Raw genomic sequence first — 7676 nt, 5'->3', positions numbered from 1 at the left:
GGCAACCCGCGAGCAAACTTTGTTACTCGAAGGAAATAAACAGCGAGAAGCCTTGAAACAACTACATTTCAACCCGAGCAAACTTTGTAACTACGTGAGCAAACTTATTTGTAACTACACACTTAATACTGAACATAAAAACAAAACCTCTTTTTCGCGGGGGAAAAGAGGTTTTTTAAATGCTTATTTTTCGCTATAATTAGGCGTTATATTTGGCTTTTAAGTCCTCGTAAAAAGCGGCCCTTGCCATCGTATGATAAGCTTGGAAAAAGACAGCGCCTACAAAAATTATCACTACCGCTAATATCCACCAGCCAATAAAGCTCAAGTCCAATAAGAAAAGCTTAAATTTGTATCCCTTCATCATCTTTCTGCTTTGGGTAATGCAATCTTCCGCGCTCATATTAGGGTTGTCAATAGCGATAAACTCCGCCATAGCGTAAGAATACGATTTGACGATGCCCGGAATAAAGAACAAAAGCGTCCAAAGGAATATAAAAAGAATTTTCAAGATATACAAGATGATAGTTCTTATAATGTCGTTTTTGGTTATTGGCTCAAACAAAGCGCCATAGCCTAGCTCCTCTTTTCTAATCGCTCTCAAATAATACAGCATCGTTCCCACATAAAATGGTCCGAGTATAAAGAAGCCAAAACCCGTGCCGCCTATTGCCATAAGAACTATGGTAGAAAGTAAAGAAAATAAAAATATTTTGCCCAAGTCCTGATTAAAGATATTCCAGGCGAGCGCTCTGTATTCTTTGCTTCGTTTCATCATAATCCTCCTACAATAAAACACTTAAAAATAATTATACTATATTGTTTATAAAAAAACTATTTTTTGTGTTAATTTTTTTAATATTAAACTCTTTTATGTATTTTCAAAAAATGTTAAAATATTTAATATGAGCGCGCAAATTTTTTATTTTAGCGGGACAGGGAATTGTTTGTTTGTCGCCAAAAATCTGGCATCTTGTTTAGACGGGCAGTACTTAAATATTTCCAAATGCGTAAGAGAAAAAGAAATAATATTGCAAGCCGATGTCATTGGCTTTGTTTTTCCCGTTTACGCTTATACATATCCCAAGATTTTGGATGATTTTTGCAAAAAGATTAAGATAATATCCAATCCCAAATATGTTTTTATTGTAACCACCTACGGCTCAACCCCGGGCCGAGCCGCTGAGAAATTCGCCAAGAGGATAAAAAGCCTATTTAAAGTGAATTATATAAACGGGATTTTGATGCCAGAAAATTATATCGCGATATTTAATCCCGACAAAGACAGCGCGGTTAGCCAAAAGATTAATAACGCCTTATTGGCTATTGAAAAAATAAGCGCCGACATCAAAAACCAAGTTCAATATTTGGAAAAGCACAATAGCCCTTTGGATTATATAAAAACGGGACTAGTAAGCCCTTTATTTAACTTTTTCTTGCTGTTTTCGCATATTTTCTTCAGCGCGGATAAAAACTGTAATGGCTGCGATATTTGCGTCCGAGTATGCCCCACTAATAATATTGAAAAGATTAACAACAAGCCCAAATGGCGAAACAACTGTATTCAATGCATGGCGTGTATTAATTGGTGTCCCCAAAAAAGCATTAACTATACGCCAATGACAAAAAAGCGTCCGCGATATACCAACCCACATATTGATTTAAAAGAGCTTTATAAGGAATAACAATGAAAACAGAAAAACAAAAAATGCTTAGCGGCGAATTATATTATTCGGCGGATCTTGAGCTTGCCAAAGAGCGCCAAGCGGCCAAAAAATTATTATTTGAGTTCAATAACGCCAACCCTGAAGACCTAGAAAGAAGAGTCCAAATTTTGCGCCTATTGCTTAAAGTAAAAGGCAAAGTCCATATAGAATCGCCGTTTTATTGCGATTATGGATATAATATTACATTAGGCGATAATTTTTACGCTAATCACGGCTGTATAATATTAGATGTCAACAAGGTTATAATAGGCGACAATGTGATGTTCGCGCCCTATGTTCAAATATATTCCGCCACTCACCCAACCGATCCCCAAGTCCGCGTTAGCGGTTTGGAACTGGGCAAGCCTATAACCATAGGCGATAATGTCTGGATAGGCGGCGGCGCTATAATCTGCCCCGGAGTTACAATAGGCGACAATACGACAATCGGCGCGGGTAGCGTAGTGGTCAAGGACATCCCCGCCAATGTAGTCGCCGCGGGCAACCCTTGCAAAATTATACGTAAGCTATAAAGGTTTTTATGGAAAAGATAATTGAATGCGTCCCAAATTTCAGCGCCTCGGACCAAAAAACGCTAAAAGCCTTGGCGCGCTGTTTTGAAAAACATAAAGTTTTGCTCGGTTATGAGAGCGATATTGACCATAACCGCTCGGTTGTCACCGCGGCGGGCAAGCCTAAGGCGGTCTTAAAAGCGCTGATTGAAGCCGTGGGCGTCGCCGTAAAGCATATTAATTTGAACGCGCACAAAGGCGAGCATCCGCGAATGGGCGCGGTTGATGTGATTCCTTTTGTGCCCGTAAAAAACATAGCTAAAGAAGAGGCGGTTTTGATATCCAAAAAAGCGGCCCAAAAAATAAGCCAAAGATACGGCATCCCTGTTTTTTTATACGCGCATTCCGCAACCAGTCCCAATAGGGTTCAATTGTCCGATATAAGGCGCGGCGGGTTTGAAAATATGGCGGCCAAAATGAAAAACTCCCAATGGAAGCCTGATTTTGGGCCCGATATCCCGCACAAAACGGCTGGGGTTACGGCGTGCGGGGCAAGGGATTTTCTGGTGGCTTTTAATATCAACTTAAACACAAACAATTTGGAAATAGCCAAAAAAATCGCCTCGTCAATAAGGGAGTCAAACGGGGGGATAAAGGGCCTAAAAGCGCTTGGGCTAAAGCTAAAGAGCAAAAATCTAGTCCAAGTTTCTATGAACATAACCGACACAAAAGCAATTTCTTTTTTTGAAATTTACCAAACGGTCAAAAAAATGGCCCAAGATTTTGGAGCGGAGATCAAAAACAGCGAACTTGTGGGGCTTGCGCCTATGCGCATACTGTCAACTACCATAAAAGACGCGCTAAAGTTTGAAAGCTTTGGCGACGACAAAATATTGGAATATCTCTTGTGGGATAGACATTAATTTTTAAATTTTTACATTATATTATATTGAAATGACGCTTTTGTATTATATAATACAAATAAATATTTAAAATATTTAAAATCAAGATAAGGAGGGATAGGTCATGCTAAAAACAACCATAGGAAAACCTTTGGAAAAGGCCCTTGACATTATCGGCGAAATTTTGGCCTTTTTGGTCATTCTTTTGTTGGCCTTTTCTTACATCAACACAACATTTAATATAACCGACCATGCGCTGTTGCTTACCGTTTTGGGTTATGTGCAAACATACGCCACAATAGCCGTTGTCGCTATAGTTGGTTTGGAATTTGTGATTGACAAAGGTTTGATACTCACAATCATTTATCTTGCTTTGGTGGCGGTAGTTTTGATCTTTTCATTTATGCCCGCGGTTCAAGAACAGCTATTGGCTTTGATTAAGACAGAATGATAAGATAAAAAACTATCTAAGACAAAAAAACAGGCTTATGTAAAATAAGCCTGTTTTTTTTGAAAATAATAATTAAAACAAGTTAAAATAATAAGCATAACTATATCTTTAATATATCATATTTGGCATATGCGCATATAACGGAAAAACTATTATAAAGCGCTAAAATTACCATGCTATAACATATCGCGGTTTATCTCAAATCATTGTAAAATAAAACGATGAATGATATAATATTTCCAATATTTTGAAAGATAGGGGATATCGGCTTGAAAGATTTTAGCTTATATACCAGGCAAGAATACGACCAAGTAAGGCGCTTGCGCCTTAAATATATATGGGCGCTTGTAATAAGTTTATTGATAATGGTTATAGCCAATGTTTTGATAGTAGTTTTCAGGCATCAAATTGGCAGGTCTTTGGCGCAGGCGCTTAACATTATAATAACGGTTTTGTATTTGTGCGGCGCATGGTTTTTTCTTTCTATCAAATTCCGCCTTACCCACAAATACTATAAAACGCTTAAGAATATATTTACGGGCCTTGTAGAGGAAAACACGGGCAAATTTTTGCATTTTGACGATACCATTACCCAAAAAGACGGCGTGGATTATTATCTTATGATACTTGAAGAAAGGGTAATAAAACGCCCGGATATGCCGCAAAGAAGGGTTTTGATACGGAAAGATTTGGAACATCCGCCTTTTTCGGAAGGCGATATAATAAAATACCGCACCCACGCCAGCATTTTGTTGGATTATAAAATTATAAAAAAAGCCGAGGAGAACTAATGCGAGCGATAGTAACCGTCGTAGGCAAAGACAAGGTGGGCATCATAGCCCGCGTAAGCGCTTATTTAAAAGATATAAAGGCTAATATTGAAGATATAAGCCAAACCATTTTGCAGGACTACTTTGTTATGATCATGCTGGTGGATATTTCCAAATGTGACAAAAAAATATCCAGCATCCAAAGGGATTTAGATGTAATAGGCGCCGAAATCGGAGTCAATGCGCGCATCCAGCATGAAGATATTTTCAATACAATGCACAAGATTTAAAAGAGAGCTATGATTAATAAAAAAGAAATATTGGAAACAATACAAATGATAGAAAGTCAACACTTGGATGTCCGCGCGATTACTATGGCGATATCCTTGTTTGACTGCATAGATTTAAGCCCCAAAAGCACGGCCCAAAAGGTTTATGACAAGATATGCAGGCTTGCCCAAAATCTTGTCGCGGTCGGTGATGAAATTGCGAGCGACTATGGCATACCCATTGTCAACAAGCGCATCTCGGTCACGCCCATAAGCCTAATAGGCGCCAACAACCTAGGATATTTGGAGATAGCCAAAGCCTTGGACAAGGCGGCGGAAGATACGGGCGTGGATTTTTTGGGCGGATACAGCGCGCTTGTGCACAAAGGCATGACCAAGTGGGAGAGTTATTTTTTGGAAACTATCCCGGAAGCGTTGGCTACGACAACCAAAGTCTGCAGCTCGGTTAATGTCGCGAGCACCAAATCGGGCATTAATATGGACGCCGTCGCCAAAATGGGCAAGATAATAAAACATACCGCGCGGCTGACAGCCTCGCAAGACAGCGTAGGCTGCGCCAAATTGGTCGTGTTTGCCAACTCCGTAGAAGACAATCCTTTTATGGCGGGCGCTTATAACGGCATAGGGGAGGGCGACGCGGTTATTAATGTGGGCGTAAGCGGGCCGGGCGTCGTCAAGGTCGCCTTGGAAAAAGCGCGCGGTTGCGACTTGACCGTGGTCGCCGAAACAATCAAAAGAACGGCGTTCAAAATTACAAGGGTAGGTCAATTAGTGGCCAAAGAAGCCGCCAAAAGACTGAACGCGCAGTTTGGGATAATAGACTTGTCTTTGGCGCCTACGCCCAGAATTGGGGACAGCGTGGCCGAAATCTTGGAAGAAATGGGCTTGGAAAGCGTGGGCGCTCACGGCACGACTGCCTGTCTCGCTATCCTAAACGACGCGGTCAAAAAAGGCGGAATTATGGCAAGCAGCCACACGGGCGGCTTAAGCGGCGCGTTTATACCCGTAAGCGAAGACGCCGGCATGACCAAGGCTGTGGAAAAAGGCGCCCTTAACTTGCAAAAACTAGAAGCAATGACATGCGTTTGCAGCGTAGGTCTTGATATGATAGCGATTCCGGGCGACACCGATGAAAACATAATCTCGGCCATTATCGCGGACGAATGCGCCATAGGCATGGTCAACAATAAAACGACAGCCGTAAGGATTATCCCCGTAGAAGGCAAGACGGTAGGACAAAGAGCCGAGTTTGGCGGTTTGCTTGGAAGCGCGCCCATAATGGATATCAATAGATTTAGACCGGACAGGTTCATAGAGCGCGGCGGCAGGGTGCCCGCGCCCGTCCAGTCCAACAAAAACTAAAGAGGATTATTTTATGGAAGTATTAAAAAGGGAACAAATAGACAGCCAATATAAATGGCAATTGGAAGACATATACCCTTCTGACGAGCTTTGGGAACAGGATTTTAAGGGGCTTCAAGCCTTGCTCCCCAAATTTTCCAAATACGCCGGCAAACTCAAAGACCCCAAGACAATCTTGGAAGTTTTGAAGCTTTCGGACGAATTCAGTTTAAAACTGGAAAAGCTGTTTGTTTATGCGCTTTGCCGCAAAGACGAGGACACGACTAACGACAAATATGTGTCTATGTATAGCAAAATATCAATGTTCGCAAGCCAAGCTTCGGCCCAAACAAGTTTTATTAACCCGGAATTATCGCAATTGCCCCAAGAACAATTAGAACAAATGGCCCAAAGCCCCGAATTTAAAGATTACGATTATATGCTCAGGCTTTTGGTCAAGCAAAAACAGCATATATTAAGCAAAGACGAAGAAAAGCTTTTGGCAATGGTAGGCGATTTCGCGGGCGATTTTCAAGACATCTTCGTAATGATAGACAACGCCGATTTTATTCCGCCCGAAATAGAAGTTGATGGAAAACCCGTGAAAGTCACCCACGGCAATTATAGCCTGCTTATGCAAAATAGGGACAAACAAGTAAGGCAAAAAGCATACAAGGCTTATTATGCGGAGTATAAAAAACTTATAAACACGATAAGCGCCAATTATTACGCCAATGTCAAAAAAAATATATTTTACGCCAAGGCGAGAAGATACAACTCATATCTTGAAAAAGCCGTATCGGGCGAGGACGTGCCTATTAAGGTTTATAACGCCTTAATAAAATCGGTAAACGACAATCTGGACGCTTTGCACAGATATATCAGGCTCAGAAAAAAAGTCCTAAATTATACTGAGTATAACATGTATGATATGTATATGCCCTTGGTTGAAGACGCTGACCTAAAGCTGGAATACGAAGAGGCGGCCAAGTTGGTAAAAAAAGGGCTTGAGCCCTTGGGCGAAGAATATCAAGAGCTACTTGATAAGGCTTTTAGTGAAAGGTGGATAGATGTCTACGAAACGCCCAACAAAAGAAGCGGCGCGTATAGCGTTGACGCTACGACTGTCCATCCTTATATTTTGCTAAACTATAACAAGACCACCCACGACGTGTTCACTATCGCCCATGAGTTAGGGCACGCTATGCACAGCTATTACAGCTCAAAGTCTCAGCCTGCGGCAAAGGCCAGATATGAGATTTTTGTGGCCGAAGTGGCCTCCACCGTCAATGAAATGCTGCTTCTTGATTATTTATTGAAGACCTCAAAAGACCCCGCGGTCAAAAAATATCTGCTGTCTTACAGGCTTGACGCGATAAGAACCACCTTGTTCCGCCAGACGCAATTTGCCGAATTTGAAAAAAAGGCGCATGATTTGGTGCAAGAAGGCCAGCCTTTGACGCCGTCTTTGTTAAATTCGCTATATGCCGACATCAACAAACGCTATTACGGCGACGCGGTAACTTATGACGACGAGATTTCAATAGAATGGGCAAGGATACCCCATTTTTACCGCTCTTTTTACGTGTATAAATACGCCACCGGAATAACCTCCGCAATAGATATATCCCAAAGAATATTGGACGGCGAAAAAGGCATATTGGATAAATATATGAATTTCTTAAAGGCCGGCGGCTCAAAATC

The 7676-nt window shown here is 41.3% G+C and carries 9 protein-coding genes; 8 read left to right on the top strand and 1 reads right to left on the bottom strand.

Annotated features, from left to right (window positions below; translation table 11 throughout):
• Positions 1-199 precede the first annotated feature (199 nt).
• Positions 200-775: a DUF975 family protein gene (locus tag GX756_00250; protein ID NLC16301.1), complete on the bottom strand. Its 576-nt coding sequence runs from the start codon at positions 773-775 to the stop codon at positions 200-202.
• A 172-nt stretch (positions 776-947) separates the two neighbouring features.
• Between GX756_00250 and GX756_00245 the strand changes: the two genes are divergently transcribed.
• The 8 genes from GX756_00245 to pepF form a co-directional block, all read left to right on the top strand.
• Positions 948-1685 carry a hypothetical protein gene (locus tag GX756_00245; GenBank protein NLC16300.1) on the top strand — a complete coding sequence of 246 codons (738 nt, stop codon included), beginning with the start codon at positions 948-950 and terminating at the stop codon, positions 1683-1685.
• A 2-nt stretch (positions 1686-1687) separates the two neighbouring features.
• Positions 1688-2239 carry a sugar O-acetyltransferase gene (locus GX756_00240; protein ID NLC16299.1) on the top strand — a complete coding sequence of 184 codons (552 nt, stop codon included), beginning with the start codon at positions 1688-1690 and terminating at the stop codon, positions 2237-2239.
• A gap of 8 nt (positions 2240-2247) precedes the next feature.
• Entirely contained in the window at positions 2248-3141 is an 894-nt protein-coding gene (gene ftcD / locus GX756_00235) for a glutamate formimidoyltransferase (protein NLC16298.1), read from the top strand.
• 103 nt (positions 3142-3244) lie between these two features.
• A complete protein-coding gene (locus GX756_00230; protein ID NLC16297.1) occupies positions 3245-3571 on the top strand; it encodes a hypothetical protein in 327 nt (108 codons plus the stop codon).
• Between the two features lie 269 nt (positions 3572-3840).
• Entirely contained in the window at positions 3841-4362 is a 522-nt protein-coding gene (locus tag GX756_00225) for a hypothetical protein (GenBank protein ID NLC16296.1), read from the top strand.
• Positions 4362-4631 (top strand): ACT domain-containing protein, encoded by a 270-nt coding sequence (locus GX756_00220; GenBank protein NLC16295.1) that lies wholly within the window; start codon positions 4362-4364, stop codon positions 4629-4631. The genes GX756_00225 and GX756_00220 overlap by 1 nt, the downstream gene beginning before the upstream one ends.
• 9 nt (positions 4632-4640) lie before the next feature.
• Positions 4641-5993: a PFL family protein gene (locus GX756_00215; protein NLC16294.1), complete on the top strand. Its 1353-nt coding sequence runs from the start codon at positions 4641-4643 to the stop codon at positions 5991-5993.
• Between the two features lie 13 nt (positions 5994-6006).
• On the top strand, positions 6007-7676 hold a 1670-nt coding region (pepF, locus tag GX756_00210), incomplete at its 3' end, for an oligoendopeptidase F (protein NLC16293.1).

The organism is Clostridiales bacterium (genome assembly GCA_012512255.1).
In the GTDB taxonomy this organism is placed as follows: Bacteria; Bacillota; Clostridia; order Christensenellales; family DUVY01; genus DUVY01.
This window is presented reverse-complemented; position numbering and strand designations above follow the sequence as displayed.

Coding starts and splice junctions, on each gene's coding strand:
- GX756_00250 (NLC16301.1), bottom strand. CDS start 775: ATGAAACGAAGCAAAGAATACAGAGCGCTCGCCTGGAATATCTTTAAT.
- GX756_00240 (NLC16299.1), top strand. CDS start 1,688: ATGAAAACAGAAAAACAAAAAATGCTTAGCGGCGAATTATATTATTCG.
- ftcD (NLC16298.1), top strand. CDS start 2,248: ATGGAAAAGATAATTGAATGCGTCCCAAATTTCAGCGCCTCGGACCAA.
- GX756_00230 (NLC16297.1), top strand. CDS start 3,245: ATGCTAAAAACAACCATAGGAAAACCTTTGGAAAAGGCCCTTGACATT.
- GX756_00220 (NLC16295.1), top strand. CDS start 4,362: ATGCGAGCGATAGTAACCGTCGTAGGCAAAGACAAGGTGGGCATCATA.
- GX756_00215 (NLC16294.1), top strand. CDS start 4,641: ATGATTAATAAAAAAGAAATATTGGAAACAATACAAATGATAGAAAGT.